The 17,003-nt window shown below is 70.0% G+C and carries 17 protein-coding genes; 5 read left to right on the top strand and 12 right to left on the bottom strand.

All coding sequences use genetic code 11. From position 1 onward, the window contains the following. Window positions 1-4: 4 nt before the first annotated feature. Together BLV57_RS28410 and BLV57_RS28405 are read right to left on the bottom strand one after the other, a co-directional pair. The gene (locus tag BLV57_RS28410) at window positions 5-637 is read right to left on the bottom strand and encodes a hypothetical protein (protein ID WP_091293863.1); all 633 of its coding nucleotides are present in this window, start codon (window positions 635-637) and stop codon (window positions 5-7) included. Next, the gene (locus BLV57_RS28405) at window positions 634-1,278 is read right to left on the bottom strand and encodes a spermine/spermidine synthase domain-containing protein (RefSeq protein WP_091293861.1); all 645 of its coding nucleotides are present in this window, start codon (window positions 1,276-1,278) and stop codon (window positions 634-636) included. The genes BLV57_RS28410 and BLV57_RS28405 overlap by 4 nt, the downstream gene beginning before the upstream one ends. A gap of 83 nt (window positions 1,279-1,361) precedes the next feature. Here BLV57_RS28405 and BLV57_RS28400 point away from each other — a divergent pair, with 83 nt between their 5' ends. Then, window positions 1,362-1,556 (top strand): DUF1918 domain-containing protein, encoded by a 195-nt coding sequence (locus BLV57_RS28400; protein WP_091293859.1) that lies wholly within the window; start codon window positions 1,362-1,364, stop codon window positions 1,554-1,556. A 3-nt stretch (window positions 1,557-1,559) separates the two neighbouring features. On the opposite strand, the gene BLV57_RS28395 is transcribed toward BLV57_RS28400, so the two are convergent. Further along, window positions 1,560-2,078: a TrmH family RNA methyltransferase gene (locus tag BLV57_RS28395; protein WP_091293857.1), complete on the bottom strand. Its 519-nt coding sequence runs from the start codon at window positions 2,076-2,078 to the stop codon at window positions 1,560-1,562. 386 nt (window positions 2,079-2,464) lie between these two features. Then, window positions 2,465-3,643, bottom strand: a complete 1,179-nt coding sequence (locus BLV57_RS28390) for an MFS transporter (protein ID WP_091293855.1) — start codon at window positions 3,641-3,643, stop codon at window positions 2,465-2,467. 105 nt (window positions 3,644-3,748) lie between these two features. On the opposite strand from BLV57_RS28390, the gene BLV57_RS28385 reads away from it, so the two are divergent. Beyond that, window positions 3,749-4,069: an ArsR/SmtB family transcription factor gene (locus BLV57_RS28385; RefSeq protein WP_245757551.1), complete on the top strand. Its 321-nt coding sequence runs from the start codon at window positions 3,749-3,751 to the stop codon at window positions 4,067-4,069. A 119-nt stretch (window positions 4,070-4,188) separates the two neighbouring features. After that, complete coding sequence (locus BLV57_RS28380) at window positions 4,189-5,358, top strand: MFS transporter (RefSeq protein ID WP_091293852.1); 1,170 nt, start codon at window positions 4,189-4,191, stop codon at window positions 5,356-5,358. On the opposite strand, the gene BLV57_RS28375 is transcribed toward BLV57_RS28380, so the two are convergent. Both BLV57_RS28375 and BLV57_RS28370 read right to left on the bottom strand, forming a co-directional pair. After that, a complete protein-coding gene (locus BLV57_RS28375; RefSeq protein WP_091294250.1) occupies window positions 5,355-5,588 on the bottom strand; it encodes a DUF3017 domain-containing protein in 234 nt (77 codons plus the stop codon). The two genes, BLV57_RS28380 and BLV57_RS28375, sit on opposite strands and share 4 nt — an antisense overlap. Window positions 5,589-5,641: 53 nt before the next feature. After that, on the bottom strand, window positions 5,642-6,493 hold the full coding sequence (locus tag BLV57_RS28370) for a bifunctional methylenetetrahydrofolate dehydrogenase/methenyltetrahydrofolate cyclohydrolase (protein ID WP_091294248.1): 852 nt from the start codon (window positions 6,491-6,493) through the stop codon (window positions 5,642-5,644). 98 nt (window positions 6,494-6,591) lie between these two features. On the opposite strand from BLV57_RS28370, the gene BLV57_RS28365 reads away from it, so the two are divergent. After that, a complete protein-coding gene (locus BLV57_RS28365) occupies window positions 6,592-8,916 on the top strand; it encodes a TNT domain-containing protein (protein WP_091293849.1) in 2,325 nt (774 codons plus the stop codon). Window positions 8,917-9,006: 90 nt separating this feature from the next. Here BLV57_RS28365 and BLV57_RS28360 read toward each other — a convergent pair whose 3' ends face one another. The 4 genes from BLV57_RS28360 to BLV57_RS28345 form a co-directional block, all read right to left on the bottom strand. Further along, complete coding sequence (locus BLV57_RS28360) at window positions 9,007-9,594, bottom strand: pentapeptide repeat-containing protein (RefSeq protein WP_091293848.1); 588 nt, start codon at window positions 9,592-9,594, stop codon at window positions 9,007-9,009. Next, window positions 9,591-10,640 (bottom strand): reverse transcriptase family protein, encoded by a 1,050-nt coding sequence (locus BLV57_RS28355; protein ID WP_091293846.1) that lies wholly within the window; start codon window positions 10,638-10,640, stop codon window positions 9,591-9,593. The genes BLV57_RS28360 and BLV57_RS28355 overlap by 4 nt, the downstream gene beginning before the upstream one ends. Before the next feature lie 187 nt (window positions 10,641-10,827). Next, window positions 10,828-11,301 (bottom strand): VOC family protein, encoded by a 474-nt coding sequence (locus BLV57_RS28350; RefSeq protein WP_245757550.1) that lies wholly within the window; start codon window positions 11,299-11,301, stop codon window positions 10,828-10,830. Between the two features lie 48 nt (window positions 11,302-11,349). Then, a complete protein-coding gene (locus BLV57_RS28345) occupies window positions 11,350-11,970 on the bottom strand; it encodes a DJ-1/PfpI family protein (RefSeq protein ID WP_091293843.1) in 621 nt (206 codons plus the stop codon). A gap of 64 nt (window positions 11,971-12,034) precedes the next feature. Here BLV57_RS28345 and BLV57_RS28340 point away from each other — a divergent pair, with 64 nt between their 5' ends. Beyond that, on the top strand, window positions 12,035-13,369 hold the full coding sequence (locus BLV57_RS28340) for an aminotransferase-like domain-containing protein (protein ID WP_091293841.1): 1,335 nt from the start codon (window positions 12,035-12,037) through the stop codon (window positions 13,367-13,369). On the opposite strand, the gene BLV57_RS28335 is transcribed toward BLV57_RS28340, so the two are convergent. Both BLV57_RS28335 and BLV57_RS28330 read right to left on the bottom strand, forming a co-directional pair. Further along, window positions 13,313-14,143: an alpha/beta fold hydrolase gene (locus BLV57_RS28335; protein WP_091293840.1), complete on the bottom strand. Its 831-nt coding sequence runs from the start codon at window positions 14,141-14,143 to the stop codon at window positions 13,313-13,315. The genes BLV57_RS28340 and BLV57_RS28335 overlap by 57 nt on opposite strands. Then, window positions 14,133-16,877 carry a non-ribosomal peptide synthetase gene (locus tag BLV57_RS28330; protein WP_091293838.1) on the bottom strand — a complete coding sequence of 915 codons (2,745 nt, stop codon included), beginning with the start codon at window positions 16,875-16,877 and terminating at the stop codon, window positions 14,133-14,135. Before BLV57_RS28330 ends, BLV57_RS28335 begins: the two co-directional genes overlap by 11 nt. Window positions 16,878-17,003: the final 126 nt, after the last annotated feature.

Raw genomic sequence — 17,003 nt, 5'->3', positions numbered from 1 at the left:
GGACCTACGGCTTGAGCCAGACCCGCAAGTCCCCCAACGGCTTGAACCCGGCTGCCCAAGCCGCAGTCAGGTCGTCGCCGTGTTCGTAGCCGACGATCGGCCGCTCCGGGAACCGCGTGGCGATCGCGGCGGTCACACCGGACCAGGCTTCGCCGAGATCGCCCGTGGTGAAGAGGTTGGACAGGCCGGCGACCTCGCCGCTGAGGTTGACGATCGCGCCGCCGCGCCAGTGGTCGCCATCGAGGTCGCCGAGGACGAACACCGAGTCGTCGACCGGGAAGACCTCCAGGCCGAAATTCGCTGTGCGCAAGGCTTCCGGGTCACGGACGACGGTCCAGGCCGAAGGCCCCGGGCTGGGACGGCAGGTGATCCAGGTCGCGGTGAAGAGGACTTCAAAGCCTTCGAGATCCAGGGTCGCGAAGCTGTCTTTGATCGAACAGCCGGAGGAGACGTCGATGCCGGGCAGGACGTCGGCGGCGGTGGCGGCCGGGTCCAACGTGACGGCGTCGGGGTAATACAGCGGGGTGCGCGACTTCGCCGTCCAGGCGAGCGAAGTGAATTCGCCAGGGTTGGCGTTGGCGCGGCAGACGAGGTCGCACCAGCGCGCGTTGTTGTGGACGGCTTCGGTGAGCGTCATCGGCGGGCCAGCCAGATGACATCCGGTTCACCTTTGGGTACCGGGATTTTCAACACCCGCACCTCACTGAAGCGGGAACGGAGGCGGCGAGTGAACGCGGGGTCGGACTCGGCGCTCCAAACCGCTACGGCACCGCCGGGGCGCAGCCGCGCGGAAAGCATGTCGAGACCCGCGTCACTGTAGAGCGCCGCGTTACCTTTGCTCACGGTCCATTGTGGACCATTGTCGATGTCGAGGCACAAGGCGTCGAAACGCTCTTCGGTGCGGTGCAACCACTTCACGAGGTCACTCTCGACGACGGTGACACGGTCGTCGGCGAGCGCGTCACGATGGACCTCGCGCAAAGGGCCACTGCGATTCCATTCGATGACCGAGCGCTCCCGTTCCACGACGACGATCTCGCCGACTCCGGGATGATCCAGTGCCGCGCGCAGTGAGTAGCCGACGCCGAGCCCGCCGATCAGCATCCTCGCCTTGCCGGGCACCATGTCCGCGGCGACGGAGACGAGCAGCCGCTCCGACTCGCCGTTGCGGGTGTCCATCAGGAAGACGCCGTTGGCGATCACCTCGAAATCGGCGCCGTCCTGGCGCAGCACGAGTTTGCCGCAGACTCCGTTCACCTCGTCGAGCACCTTGGTCATCCGGCCACCCTAGCGATTTCTCCCCGATCGCCCCCTGTACGACGCAGCCGCCTGCTCCTAACCTGGGATGTCGGAGGTACGCCATGCATGCGACAGTCGGAGACGAAATCCACGTCCACGGCCGTACCGTGGGCGCGGGCGGCCAGCGCGGCGAGATCATCGAAGTCCGCGGCGCGAACGGCTCGCCCCCGTATCTGGTCCGCTTCACCGACGGCCACGAAGGTCTCGTCGTACCCGGCCCCGACTGCGAAGTCGAAGCCGCAGGCGCCAAGAAGTAGCGGTCACAGCAACCCGGCGAGCTTGTACAGCACCAGGCTGCCCGCGACCGCGACGTTGAGGCTCGAACCGCTGCCCACCATGGGAATCTCGACGGCGACGTCCAGCAGTGCGACGGCCTCGTCCGGGATCCCGGACTGCTCATGCCCGAGCACCGCGACCGTCCGCCGCCGCGCGGCGGGCAGATCCGCGAGTCGCATCGCCCCCTCGGCGAGTTCGACGCCGACGACCGAGCTGCCCGCCGCCCGCTCCCTGGCGAGCCAGCCGAGCGGATCACCGACCCAGTGCACACAAGCGGGCTGGCGCAAGGTGTTCCCCTTGCGCAACGCGTCCGGCACCCAGGGGTGCCGGGGCACCGCGAGGCACGCGCCGACGGCATCGCAGGTCCGCAGCAGTGTGCCGAGGTTGACGCCATGCAGCGGCCACAGCGGAGCCGCGACCAGATGTCCCCAGCAGGAATGCTTGCGTTGGCGCCGGGACGCCTTGAGTTCCGCTCGACCGCGGACCCGGATCGACGGGCTCACCAGAGCCGAGGCTCAGGGCCTCCAAGGTTGATCGTCATGGCTCCAGTCTAAGGCAACTCGCGTACGGGAGCGGCCAATTCGCGCGCGCGAAGGGCGAACATGCGTACGGGAACGGCAAACACCCGTGCGGGAAAGGCAAACTCGAGCATGCGTGAGGGGTCGGGACGCGGGCCTCGACGGTCGGGACGCGAGCGTGGACGGACGACATGCGTACGCGACTGGACGACACGCGTACGTGGACGGACGACACGCGTACGTGGACGGACGGCACGCGTGCACAGACGGACGACACGCGTACGTGGATGGACGACACGCGTGCGCAGGCGGACGACACGCGGTGCCCGAGCGTGGAACACGCGGTGTCTCAACGTGGGACACGGGGTGGGTTAGGCGGGGGTGGGTTCTAGGTCGGGGGTGGGGGTGGGGGTGCGGCGGAAGCCTAGGAGGACTACGGCGAGGGCGAGGGCGGTGAGGAGGGCGGACATCTCGGGGAGGAGGCGGGGGCCCGCGGTGTGGAGGACGGCGCCGCCGACCAGGCCGGAGAGTCCTACGCCGAGGTAGATGGCGGAGGCGTTGAGGGACAGGACGAGGCCGGTTTGGCGGGGCGAGAGTTCGATCAGGCGGCTTTGGATGGGCGGGTTGACCGACCAGGTGCAGAGGCCCCAGAGGAAGAGGATCACCGCGGCGCCGGTGATCGTGGACGAGGCCAACGGGAGGGTGGCGAGCACGAGGGTGGTGGCGGCGAAGATCGTGAGGAGGGGGCGGCGGGAGCCCCAGCGGTCGGTGACGCGGCCGCCGAGCCAGTTGCCGATCGCGCCGCCGATGCCGTAGCAGAACAGGAGCAAGCTGACGGCCGTGCCGTGCACGCCCGTGGTCTCCGCCAGCACCGGCGCGATGAAGGTGTACACGCTGAAGGCGGCGAGGCAGCCGAGCACCGTCGCGCCCATCATCGCGAGGACGCGGGGATCGGCGGCCGCGGTGAACCGCTCGGCCAGGCGGACCGGTGGCGGCGGGGCGACCTTGGGCAGCACCAGGCCGACGGCCACCGCTCCCAGCAGCGAGAAAGCCGCGACCAGCGCGAACACCACGCGGTAGCCGAAGTGCTGCGACAGCAGGCTGCCCAGCGGGACGCCGAGGATGGTCGCGATCGTCAGCCCGCCGAACACCAGCGCGACCGCACGGCCGCGGTGCTCCGGCGCGGTGAGCTCGGCCGCCACGGCGCTGGCCGCCGGCGTGAACACGGCCGCGCCGATCGCGGTCACCACCCGAGCCGCCAGCAACGGCTCGAAGCCGGACACAACGGCGGCCAGCGCGTTGCCGAGCGCCGTGACGCCGAGCGCGACGACCAGGAGACGGCGCCGCTCCCAGCGCCCGGTGGCGGCCGCGAACAGCGGGGAACCGACGGCGTACGCGATGGCGAAGGCCGTGACCAGCTGGGCGGCCGTCGACGGGGACACGGCGAGCTCCGTCACCAGCGCGGGCAGAAGCCCGGCGACGACGTACCCGCTGGTGCCGACCGCGAAGGTGCCCAAGGCTAGTACCGCGGTGCGTGGTGGAGCTGGCATCGGATCCCCCGTGTTCACTAAAGAATGTTTGATGGCTGTCGTACTACGAAGGACACCGTACTACGAGGGTCCGACAATTTCGATGGGTGTCGTACTATGGATGCCATGAGCGCACCCATCGAAGCCGTCCTGCAGGCGCTGGCCGACCCGGTCCGGCTCAAGATGGTGCGACAGCTCGCCGAGCGGGACGGCGAGATCTCGTGCAGTGGATTCGACGTGGCGGTGACCAAGTCCACACTCACCCATCACCTGCGCACGCTGCGCGAAGCGGGCGTCATCCAGGGCAGGCAACAGGGCACCACAAGATTCAATTCGTTGCGGCGCAACGATCTTGACCTCGCGTTTCCCGGGCTACTCGACGCGATCCTCGCCGCGCCCGCCGTCGATCACCAGCCGAGTGGGCAGCCTCACGCGATATCGGGATGACAAAACATCCCCTCATAGGTTGAACTAACCGCAGGACAGCTCAGCGACGTCGGGGGCCACGCTGACTGTCTTTATTCATGCTCGTGAACTGTATCGATTCAGTACCTGGAAGGAGAGCCGTGCCCATCGCGCTGCTCGCGCTCGCCATCGCCGCCTTCGGCATCGGCACCACCGAGTTCGTCATGATGGGCGTGCTGCCGCAGGCGGCCGCCGACTTCGGAGTGTCCATCCCCTCGGCGGGCTATCTCATCTCCGGCTACGCGCTCGGCGTCGTGGTCGGCGCACCGCTGCTCACCGCGGCCGCCGTCCGGCTGCCGCGCAAGACCATGCTCCTGGGCATGATGGGCCTGTTCACCCTGGGCAACGTCCTGTTCGCGCTCTCGCCGAACCAGGAGTTCGGGGTCGCGTTCCGCTTCCTCGCCGGACTGCCGCACGGCGCGTTCTTCGGCGCGGGCGCGGTCGTCGCGTCGAGCCTGGTCGAGAAGGGCAACCGCGCCAAGGCCGTGTCCATGATGTTCATGGGCCTGACGCTGGCCAACGTCGTCGGCGTGCCGCTGGGCACCCTGCTCGGCCAGCGCGTCGGCTGGCGCGCGACGTTCCTGGTGGTCTCGCTGATCGGCGTGGTCGCCATGGTCGCGATCGCCAAGCTCGTCCCGCACCAGGGCCGCCCGGAGAACCCGTCGCTGCGCGGCGAGCTCGGCGCGTTCCGTCGCCCGCAGGTGTGGCTGGCGCTGGCGATCGTCACGTTCGGCCTGGGCGGCGTGTTCGCCTGCCTGTCCTACATCGCGCCGATGCTCACCGACATCGCCGGCTACTCCCCCGGCCACGTGACGGTGCTGCTCTCGCTCGCCGGTGTCGGCATGACCATCGGCAACTACGTCGGCGGCCGCCTCGCCGACAAGCGCCTCATGCCGAGCCTGTACGTCTCGCTGCTCGCGCTGGCCGCGGTGCTCGGTATCTTCACGATCACCGCGCAGGGCAAGGTCGGCGCGGCGATCACGATCTTCTTCGTCGGCCTCGCCGGCTTCATGATCGGCCCGATGATGCAGGCGCGGATCATGGAGAAGGCGGGCGGCACGCCGTCGCTGGTCAGCGCGGCCGTGCAGTCGGCGTTCAACATCGCCAACTCGATCGGCGCCTACCTCGGCGGCCTGGTGATCGCGGGCGGCCTCGGCCTGGTCGCGCCGAACTGGGTCGGCGCGCTGCTGGCCGTGTTCGGGCTCAGCATCGCCGTGGTCTCCGGCGGGCTGGACAAGCGCGAGGAGCGCCAGCAGCTCGCGCTCGCCTAGTCGAGCGGTCCGCCGGTGATCGTGAAGGTCACGAACAGCATCAGGGTGGCAAGGCCGGCGTAGGTCAGGAAGTCGACGGCCTTGCCCCTGATCGCCAGCAGCCCGGCCTGCTCATCGGACAGCACCGCCCGCAATACCGCGCCGACCAGCAGCGCGGCGCCGATCAGCGCCGCGCCCTGGCGCCAGTGGTACTGCCCGATCCGCAGCGCCGCGACGGCGACGATCAGCATCACCACCGCGAACGGCAGCTGCGTCAGCCGGGTGCGCTTGGGCGTCACGACACTCACGCGAGCGATCGCTCAGCGGCTTCGACGACATTGCTGACGAGCATCGCCCGTGTCATCGGCCCGACCCCGCCGGGGTTCGGCGAGAGCCAGCCCGCGACCTCTTCGACGCCGGGTGCGACGTCGCCGGCGAGCTTGCCGTCCACTCGGGACACACCGACGTCGAGCACGGCAGCGCCGGGCTTGACCATGTCCGGGGTGATGATCCCCGGCACGCCGGCGGCGGCGATGACGATGTCCGCGCGCTTCACCTCGGCCGCGAGGTCGCGGGTACCGGTGTGGCACAGGGTGACCGTCGAGTTTTCACTCCGCCGGGTGAGCAGCAGGCCCATCGTGCGACCCACGGTGATCCCGCGGCCGACGACCGTGACGTTCGCGCCGCTGAGCGGGACGTCGTGGCGGCGCAGCAGTTCGATGATCCCGTACGGCGTGCACGGCAGCGGCCCTGGCTGGCCGAGCACCAGGCGGCCGAGGCTGCCCGGCGCGAGCCCGTCGGCGTCCTTCTGCGGCGCGATGCGCTCCAGGATCGGGCCCGCGTCCAGGTGTTTCGGCAGCGGGAGCTGCACGATGTAGCCGTGGCACGCCGGGTCGGCGTTGAGCTCGTCGATGACGGCTTCGAGCTTCTCCTGCGTGATGTCGGCAGGCAGGTCGCGGCGGATCGAGTTGATGCCGATCTTCGCGCTGTCCGCGTGCTTCATCTTCACGTAGGAGTGCGAGCCCGGGTCGTCACCCACAAGGACGGTGCCGAGACCGGGTGTCACCCCCCGGGCAGCGAGAGCCGCGACGCGGGGCTCGAGCTCCGCGAAGATGGCGTTTTTGGTGGCCTTGCCGTCCAGAACGATCGCCGTCACGGCGCCCATTCTGGCAAAGCCGTCTCCGACGGGTTCAGTGTGGACACATTTGCCCTGGTCAAGGCATTTCGCAAGGTGTTCAAGGCCGCAAACCTCACATGCGGGGTGCACAGCGGCCGTTGAACAGTCAAAATGTTCACGTGGCACAACCGACGACCCAGCTGAACGCGACCGAGCAGGACACACTGGTCAAGCAGATCGGCCTTGCCCTGCTGCGAGCCGCCCCGCGCGACTGGCGCCGGGTCACCGCGGAGTACCGAGCCGTCGGCAGGTACCACGAGATGACCGGCGAGATCATCACCGAGGACGGCTCCGCGGTCGAGTGGGTCGCCACCCACGACATCGCGACGCTGTTCGGCAAGCTCCGTGCCGGGATGTACCGGGACGGCCGCGGTACCTGGTTCAACGCCAAGTACCAGCTGGACCACCCGTCGAGCTACAACCTGGAGTACAACCGCGACGAGCCGCGCTGGCACCTCGCGCCGCCGCCGCAGGCCTACTCGGACGAGCTGCGGATGTTCCCGCGCTCGGAGGAGAACGTCCCCGAGTGGCTCATCCGCCGCATGTCGGGGCTGCAGCCGGAAGGCGGCCCCCGGTTCCGCATCGCGCGGATCTTCGACACCATCGGCCCGGCCGGGCGTCCGGTGATCAACCGGCCCGACCTCGAGGTCGAGGAGCAGGACAGGCTGCTTGACTACCTCGACGCCGCGCCGCTCGTGGTGTCCGAGCGCGGGTACGACGTCGACCGGCTGGCCCAGACGCCGGAGGCGACCGTGCCGGTGGCGTTCCACAGCGACGGGCAGTGGATCTGGCCGGCCGCCGTCAACTTCTACCTGCGTGAGTACGGGGTGTCCCCCGAGCCCGACCTGGTCGAGCACATCAGGGGCACCGGGTTCACGCTGCCCGACGCCGACGAGGCGACGCTGCAGGCGGCCGCCGCGTACCTCCAGCCGCCGCGGCCCGCCCAGGTCCCGCCGCAGGCCAGCGCGCCGCCGCCGCCCGCGGCGCCGCCCGCTCCCCCGGTGGCGCCCCCGCCCGCGCCGCCGGTGGCCGAGCCGGAGCCCCCGGCGCCCGTCGCGGCCGAGCACCCGCCGTTCGAGGACGAGTTCGACCAGACCCAGATCCACGATCCGTTCGTCGACGACTTCGACGAGGACGAGGACGAGCAGTTCCACCAGCCGGAGCCGGCCGCTCAGCTGATCGAGGAGAGCCCGGAGGAGATCACCGAAGAGGTGCCTGCCGGGATGGGCGCGAACGGCACCGAGCCCGGTGTCGAGCACCCGACCGCGTTCGCGCCGCCGCCGGTGCCCGAACCGGCGCCCGTGGTCCCGGTCGTGCACGAGCCGGAACCCGAGCCGGAGCCCGAACCCGAGCCGGAACCGGAGCCCGAACCGCGTGAGCCGGTGCTGAACCAGCTGCAGGCGAAGCTGGGCGAGCTGAACGTGCCCGAGGAGGCGTACCGCATCGGCGAGCCGGCCGACCACGGCTGGAGCGTCGAAGAGGTCGAGTCTGGCTGGCGCGTCGGCTGGTACGACGGTGAGCTGACCAACCCGGCCGTGTTCGGCGACGCCGAGGACGCGGCCGCGTTCATGCTCGGCAAGCTGCTGCTCGACCCGGACGGCCAGGCCTTCGCCGCGCCGCCGGAGCCGGAACCCGAGCCCGAACCGGAGCCGGTCGCCGAGGAGCCGCCCGCGCCGGTCATGGCGACGTTGACGCCGGAGCAGGCGACGGGTGTGCCCGCCGCGGCTCCCCCGGAGCAGGACGACTTCGACCCGCAGGCGACGCTCGCGGAGGACCCGCGTGGTGGCCCGCCGACCATCGCGGCGCCGCCGCTGGCCGCGTCGGCGCCGCCCCCGCCGTTGCCGCAGCGTGGTCAGGGCGCGCCGATCCCGCCGCCTCCGCCGCCCGCCGCGGCACCTGTCCCGCCCGCGCCGCCGCGCCGGGAACCGCCTCCATTGGCCGCCGCACCCGCGCCTACCGTCGCGGTCCCGGTTCCGCCGCCTCCGGCGCCCGCGCCGGTGCCGCCCAGGCAGGAGCCCGCTCGCGCGGCCGCGCCGTCGTCGAACCAGCAGTGGCCGATCGGCCCGATGGCGGGCGAGCCGCCGTTGACGCTGTTCCGCGGCAAGGAACTGCGCGAGTTGCCTGCGGGCAGCGAGCTCGACCGCTTCGGCGGCCCGAACGGCAACCTGACGTACGCCGCCGGGACGCCGTTCGAGGAGCGCTCGCTGGTGCCGGAGTGGGTCAACCGGCCGTACCACGTGTACCGGGTGCAGCGGCCGATCGAGGCGCTGGCCGGCGTCGCGATCCCGTGGTTCAACCAGCCTGGTGGCGGGTCGGCGTACCTGCTGCCTGCCTCGATCGAAACCCTGCTGGCCGAGGGCGACCTGATCGAGCTGGAACCGGGCGAGCCCCCGGTCGACTGAGCAAAAAAGCCCGAAAGGGGCTTTCGTCAGGTTAGATCTGACGAAAGCCCCTTTCGGGCTTTTAGACCTGACGAAAGTGGCTTTCGGGCTTCAGGCGACTACTAGGCCGTGGGCGGCGGCGTAGGCGACGGCGGTGTCGAGGTCTACGGTCGCGCCGGTGAAGGTGCCCTGGACCAGGCCGTGGGCGTCGAGCTTGGCCGAGCGGAGGTCGGCGCCGGTGAAGTTGGCGCCTTGGAGGCGGGCGCCGCGCAGGTCGGCCGCCGTGAGGTCGGTTTCGGAGAGGTCGGCTTCGAGGAGGTTGGCCTCGCGGAAGCGCAGGCCGGACAGCACGACCTTGCCGAGGCGGGCTCGGCTGAGTGAGGCGAGCGAGAAGTCGCAGTCCGTCAAGGAGATCGGGCGCATTCGGCAGTCCACAAAGGACGATCCGAGCAGTGAGCAGCCCGACCAGGTGGTGTCCGCGAGCACCGTCCGGTCGAAGGTGCACGAGCGGAACGCCGACGAGGTGTGCACGGAATCGCCCAGATCCACCTTGGTGAAGTCGCACTCGTCGAAGGTGCAGCCCTGGGTGCGCAGGCCGCGCAGGTCGGCCTCGCTGAAGTCGCAGCGGACGAACTGCCGCTTCTCCCACCGCGCTCCCGGCATGACGGCGTCGCGGTAGTCCTCGCCCGTTTCGATCACCCCGGCAGCGTATCCGGCCACTCGACGCGGTCGAACAGGGCGCGTAGCCGGGCGGCCCGCGCGGGATGCCCGGTGCCGATCCAGCCGATGCGGCCGAGCAGATACGCGCGGAAATCCGGGTGTCCGTAACGGTTTTGGGCCGCCGGGCAGGTGCGGGCGCAGTTGTGCAGCAAGGCCCGCAAGTCGTCGTAGTCCGCGCGTGCCGCGGCGGGCGCGGAGTTGACGACCAGGCCGGCGACACGTTGCCGGTGCTGCGCCGCGGCGACCGAAGTCTTGTTGTCACGCAAGCGAAATCCCTCGGCGCGCACGATCTCGCGGACACCCGGCAGCAGCCGGTGCAACGGCAGCTCAGCGGGTCCCGAGAAGGCGAGATCGTCGGCGTAGCGGGTGTACGTGGCGCCGAGCACGCGCGCGAGCCCGGCGAGCCTGCGGTCGAGATGATGGGTGACCGCGTTCGCCACCGACGGCGACGACGGCGCGCCCTGCGGCAGGTGTGTGCGGGCGAGATTGTTCAGCAGCCGCACGCGGGACGCGTCGCGCGTGCCGTCGGGCGCGCCGGTGATGACGTCGACCGGCGCGGCCGTGGTGAGCACTCCCGCCAGCGCGAGCGCGACGGCTTCCGGGTAGCCCGCGAGCAGGAGCAGCGACCGGACCCGGCGCGCGGACACCGACGGGAAGAACCCCTCGAGGTCCATGCGCACGACCAGCGCCTGACCCGCGTGCGGCGCGGCGCAGGTCAGCGCCGACCTGCCCGCGCGGAAACCATGCGCGGCGTCATGCACCGGCAACGCGTTCACGACATGGCGGACCACCCGTCGTTGCAGCTCGGCGAGCCGCGGCTTCGGCCGTTCGAGCAGCCGGATCCCGCCGCTCGCCGTCGGAATCCAGCGATACGTGTAGTGCCGCAACGGTGCGTCCGCGCGCCTGTTCCACGTGCGCGCGTCGGCGAACCAGCTCAGCTCGCCTTCCGTCAGGTCCAGCGCCCGCGCGCAGTCCGTGAACGTCTCCCAGCGCGCGACCGGCCACCGCCACACCGGATCGAGCACCGGAAACCCCCTCCACGACGACGCGACGCGGAGATGACCTCGTTCTCCGTTCGACCGCGCCGCGTCGTCCGCGGAGCGTGCCCCATCGGCGTGGGGTGCCGTGCGCGGGTGCCATGGTGCGCCCCGGGGTTGCCCCGGAGCGGGCGGATCGCTCCACCTTGCTCATCTCCGCGTCGCTCACCCCACACTAGCGAGTGGGCATGATCTTCGCGCTCGTCACGTAGTCCATCGCGGCGGCGTAGCGCGGCATTGTCATGCGGCGCATGGCTTCCGCTTCGTCAAGCTCCTCCAGCCGCTCCTGGATCCACCAGACGTTGCCGAACGGATCACGGACCCGGCCGACCTTGTCACCGAAGAACAGCTCGGTCATCTCCGTGACGGCGGTGGCGCCCGCTTCGAGTGCCTTCTTGAACGTGGCGTCGCTGTCCTCGACGTACAGCCGCAGGTACGCGGGCGAGTCCTGCCACTCGGGGCGCGAGTCGAAGAACATCACCACCGAGTCGCCGATGCGCATCTCCGCGTGCCCGACCGACCCGTCGGGCATCGCCACCACCGCGATCTCCTCGGCGTCGAACGCCTGCGCGGCGAACGCCATCGCCTTGCGGCTGTCGGGAGTGATGATCCACGGGGTGACGGTGTGGTAGCCCTGGGGAATCGGCATCGTCTGGCTCCTTTTCGGTTGGCTGCTGAGGCCAACGTTAAGGACCATCTAGGACAGATTATGTCCTACTGGGAGAAAAGGTGCCACATTTCCCATGGCGCGTGCGACGTACTCCTCCTTCTCCCCCACCGGCGCGACGTAATGAATCGCGTCCACGGCGGCTTCGGGCCCGGCCAGGTGGCCGATGACCCAGGCGGCCAGGTAGTGCGAGGCGAGGCAGCCGCCGGCGGTGGCGACGTTTCCCTTGGCGTACAAGGGCTGGTTCAGCACTTCGACCCCGGCCGCGATGACCCACGGCTTGGTCGTGAGGTCGGTGCACGCGGGCACACCGTCGAGCAGGCCGAGCTTGGCCAGCACGAGCGTCCCGGAACACTGCGCGGCGAGCAGCTGCCGCGACGGGTCGAGCTCCCGCAGCACGGACATGATCGCGGGATCCTCCACGACCTCGCGGGTTCGCGCCCCGCTGCCCACGATCACGGCGTCCGCCGCGCAGGCCTCTTCCAGCGTCGCCATCGACGAGATCACCACGCCGTTCATCGAGCGGACCGTCGGCGCGGGGCAGGCGATCGACACTCGCCAGCCCGGCAGTTTGACTCGGTTGAGGACACCGAGCGCGATGAGCGAGTCGAGTTCGTTGTAGCCCTCGAAGGTCAAGATCGCGATATGCATGGGGAAGAGCCTAGAAACCGAATCCATGACAGTCGAATAATTGTCATGGATACAATCCGGGACCGTGGCACGGATACCCCGGTACAAGCACGTGGTCGACGCCCTCGCGGCCGACCTCCGTTCAGGACGCTGGCCAGCCGGAACCCGCCTGCCCACCCACCGCGAACTCGCCGCGCGCGAAGGCATCGCGCTGGTGACCGCGACCCGCGTCTACGCCGAACTCGAGGCGATGGGCCTGGTCAGCGGCGAACAGGGCCGGGGCACGTTCGTCCGCGACCTGGCGGTGCCACCCGGTCAAGGGATCGACCAGCGCGCGCTGGCGGTCGACGCCGTCGACCTCAGCTTCAACTACCCGTCGGTGCCCGGCCAGGCGGACCTCTTACGCCAAGCACTGCGCGAACTGGCGACCGCCGGCGACCTCGACGCGCTCCTGCACTACCAACCCCATCGCGGCCGCGCCGTCGACAGGGCCTCGATCGCACGGCACCTCCGGCGTCGCAGCCTGACCGTGAGCGCCGACCAGGTCCTCGTCGTCAGCGGAGCCCAACACGGACTCGCGGCGACAGTCATGGCCACGCTCCAGCACGGGGACATCGTGGCGGTGGACGCGCTCACCTACCCGGGTTTCAAGGTGCTCGCACACGCGCTCGGACTGGAGTTGGCGCCGCTCCCGGTCACTCCGCACGGCCCGGATCTCGAAGCACTCGAACGACTTTGCGCCCAACGACCGGTCCGCGCGATCTACGCGATGCCGACGCTGCACAACCCACTGGGCTGGGTTCTGCCGACGCGCGTACGCAAGCGGTTGGTGGCGATCGCACGCCACCATGACCTGCTCATCATCGAAGACGCCGCCTACGCCTTCCTGGCCGAGAACTGCCCGCCACCGCTCGCGGCGCTGGCGCCGGAGACCACGATCTACGTTTCCAGCCTGTCCAAAAGCGTCGCCACGGGCCTGCGCGTCGGCTTCGTCGCGGCGCCCGAAGCACTGGTCACGGGCATCGAACGGGCGATACGGGCGACCACCTGGAACACCCCGGCACTCACCACCACGATCGCCTGCCGCTGGCTCGACGACGGCACCGCCGACAGTCTCGAAGCCCGGAAGCGCGAAGACGCGGCCACGCGACAGGCCATCGCCCGCGAAGTCCTCACTGGACTCGTCGGCCACCCGGCGTCCTACTTCGCCTGGCTCCCGCTGGCGGAAAGCGCCCGCGCGGACCGCGTCGCGGCGACGCTGGCACGTCAGCGGATCTCCGTCTCCACCGCCGAGCCGTTCGCCACCACATCCGCTGTGCCGCAAGCACTTCGGCTGGCGCTCGGCTCGATCGGGCTCCCCGAGCTACGCCGGACGCTGGCCGAGGTCAAGCGGGTCGTCGACGAAGACGCCCACGCCTAACCGGGCCAGGAGAGGCTCGAGCAGCCGTTCCGGGCACGTCTCCAATATCCAATGCCCGGCCCCGGCCAGCCCGACCGCGCGGAACGGCCCGGTGACCCAGTCCGCGCACCGCGAGGCCGTGCTCGTGGTCAGCGCGGGCCCGGCTGAGTGGAAGAACAGCGTCGGAACGGTGGTCTTCGGTACCGCCGCCAGCTCGTCCAAGGTCACCGAATTCCAAGCCAGCGCACCGGAAAGCGCTTCGACCGAGCCGAGTCTCGCGACGGTACGCGCGATCAGCGCGGAGTCCATTCCGGACTCGCGAAGGAACTCACGCAAGCCGCGCGCACCGTCCGCGAGCAAGGCACGGGCCGCGGGCTCCGGCGGGGTGAAGCGGTCGAGTTTCGCCCAGGCGGCCGCCTGCGCCGGATCGGTGCGCAGACCGTGCGCGAGCGCGGCGGGGTGCGGATAGCGGATGGTGGTCAGCGACCGGACCCGCTCCGGATGCCTGCTCGCGAGCGTCCAGGCCTGCATCGCGCCGACGCCGAACCCGGCGACGTCGAACCGGTCCAGCCCGCGGGCGTCGGCGACGGCCAGCGCGTCGCCGACGAAAGCGTCCAGGCCATAGGTGTCCAACGGCGGCCGCGCACCATAACCACGCTGGTCGAACGCGATCACCCGGACACCCCGGGAGGCGAGCAGCCGGGCCAGGCCGTCCCACCTGGCCGCCTCCTGGGGAAAACCGTGCAATGCCAGCAAGGTGCGCCCCTCGGCAGGGCCCCAAGTCTCAGTCCTCACCGAGTGCTCGCTTCAGTTCGCCGCTGAGCACCTCGTGGACCGCGGCTACGAACTCCGGGCCGAGCAGCGTGTGGTGCTCGCCGGGCACCGGGTGATAACGCACCGGCGTCCGCGAATGCTCATCCCAGCGCCGCATGCGCGCGGTCCAGTCCTCCTCGGTCCACCGCAACGGCGACGCGTACAGCACGGTGACCTCCTCGACCGTGCCGGTGGGTTCGTAGGTCTTCGCGGCCGTGACCAGCGCGTGGGCGATGTGCACCCACTCGCTGAACTGGGCCAGGTCGAGATCGAGTTCGGCGAGCCTGGCCGGGCTGGCGAGGCCGATCAGGTGAGCCAGCTGATCTTCCTGGGACATGCCCCGCAGCACCGGCGGCAGCGTTTCCAGCTGCTCGACGTTCGTCAGGCCGACGAAGAGCGCGAGATTTGTTGCCGTGCAAGCGAAATCGAAGACGTCGATGTCCGGGATGTGCGGCGGGAGGTCGATGCTGCAGTAGAAGTCGACGCGTTCTCCGGCCGCCTCCAGCCGCTTCGCCACGTCGAAGGCGATCGCGCCGCCGAGCGAATAGCCGGTCAGTGCGTAGGGCCCCTCCGGCTGGGTGCGGCGGATCGCGTCCACGTAGCAGTCGACCATCTCGTCCCAGCTGCCGAACGGCTCCTCGTCCGCGCCGAAACCGCGGAACCGCAAGGCGTAGAACGGCCGCTCGCCGGTGAAGTGCTTGGCCAGCGCGACGAAGACGAGCACTTCGGCGCCTGCCGGGTGCACGCAGAACAACGGCGTCCCCGAGCCACTGGTCTGCAGCGGGACGATCGGGTCGTAGGGCAGGTCGCCCGCCGCGTCGACACGCGTGGCCAGCAGGCGCACGGTCGGCGCGCCGAACAGCTGCGGCACGGTCACCTCGGTGCCGGGCAGCCGCTGCTCGACCAGCCGCCGCAGCCGCAGCACGTCGACGGAAGTGCCGCCGAGATCGAAGAAACTCGCGGTCGCGCTGACCGTGGCGGGGTCGAGACCGAAGACCTGACCGTAAAGCTCGGCGAGGAGCTCCTCGGTCGGCCCCTCCGGCGCGGTGTAGCCGCCCAGCTTCCGGCGCACGAGGTCGGTCACCGCGGACTCGTGCTCGGCGTAACCGCCGGATTCGAGGGTACGGCGCATGAGCGGGCGCTGGATCTTGCCGAGGCTGGTCTTGGGAAACTCCGCCGCCGGCAGCGGCAGCACCAGCGCCGGGCGGAAACCCCAGTGCAGCGCGGTGCGGTCGCGTACCGCCGTCACGACCCGGTACAACGCGGCCTCGTCGGCCGCGACCTCCGGAGCGGCGGTGAAGGCGACGACCAGCTCTTCGGTGTCACTACCGGGCGGCCGGATCGCGAAGGCCGCGACGAACGACGGCTCGACGCCCGGCATCGCGGTGATCACCGCTTCGAGGTCGTGGCTGAAGTAGTTGACGCCGTTGACGACGATGGAGTCCTTGTTGCGGCCTGCCAGCGTCAGCCGTCCGTCACGCAGGCTGCCGAGGTCGCCGGTGCGGAACCAGCCGTCCTCGGTGAAGGCGGCCGCGTTCGCCACGGGGTTGCCGCGATAGCCCGGCGTGATCATCGGCCCGCGCAGCTGCACTTCGCCGTCGTCGGCGATGCGGATGTCCAGGCCACGCACCGGCCGCCCGACGGCGGCGAACTCCGCGCCGGCGTCGGCGATGGGGAATTCCTTGTTGTAGATGGATCCGGCGCAGGTCTCGGTCATCCCGAACGCTGGCCACAGCGCCCTGCCGTGCAGGCCGTATGGCGCGAGACGGTCGAGGAAGCCGACGCCGGTGCTGACCGGATTCGCCTCACCGCCGGAGATGACGTGGCGGACGGCGGACAGGTCCACGTCCAGCGGCTCGCTCAGCCGGTCGAGTTCGGCGTTGACCAGGCCGAGCAGGAAGTTGGGAGTGAAGGTGATGGTCACCCGGTGTTCGCTGATCAGCCGGGGGAACTCCAGCGGATCGGCCAGCACGTGCGACGGCGGCACGTGCACCTGGACCGCGCCCGCCGCCAGCGGCAGCAGGTGCGTCTCGATGGTGGCCGCGACATGGTCGAACGAGACCCAGTTGAGCATGACGTCGCCGGCGGTCAACGTCAGCGCTTCGATCTTCGCGGCCAGCGCGGCCAGCAGGTTCGCGTGCGTCAGCTGGACCGCCTTGGCCACGCCGGTCGAACCGGAGGTCAGCATGGTCAGCGCCACCTCCGACGGCGACGGCCGGTACGGCCGGACCTCGTGCGGCGCGACGGTGGCGCCCAGCAGCCGCGCCTGCTCGATTCCGGCGACCAGTAATCCGCTTTCCGCGGCGCGCGTGGTCAGCGCGAGATCATCGGTCACGAAGAACGGCCGATCCAGCAGTTCGTCGAGCTGGTTGAGCCGCGCCACCCGTTCGTTCAGCGAATCGGTAATCGGCGCCGGTGCGCAGGCAATGAACCCACCGAGGAAACACGCCCACAATGCGGGGATGAAATCCTCACCGCGCTCAGGCAGCAGCGCGACCACTTGCCCGGGAACGACACCGAGTTCACGCAACCCGCCCAGCATCCGAAGCGCTTCGTCACGCAATTCCGAATAACGGACAAACTGGCCCGTCGTGGCATGAAGAAGGCCTTTGCCTTCATGCTGCTCGGCCGCCTGGAACAGCAGGTCACCCACACTGCCCAGGTCGGAGTTCGAGGCAAAAAGGGCGCGCGGCAGCAGATCTTCGTGGATCGACATGGACTCGTTCTCCCGTGGAATTCGGTTGAAGTACGCGGTCTGATTTCCGCAGCGGAACCTTTTCCAGGTTAGCCCGTACCCCATTGACGTACGTATGACTTCCACGCGTTGCTGTCAGGTCAGCAC

Origin of the sequence: Amycolatopsis xylanica (assembly GCF_900107045.1) — a bacterium.
GTDB classification, from domain to species: domain Bacteria; phylum Actinomycetota; class Actinomycetes; order Mycobacteriales; family Pseudonocardiaceae; genus Amycolatopsis; species Amycolatopsis xylanica.
The sequence above is the reverse complement of the archived record's forward strand: the minus strand, read 5'-3'. Positions and strand labels throughout refer to the sequence as shown.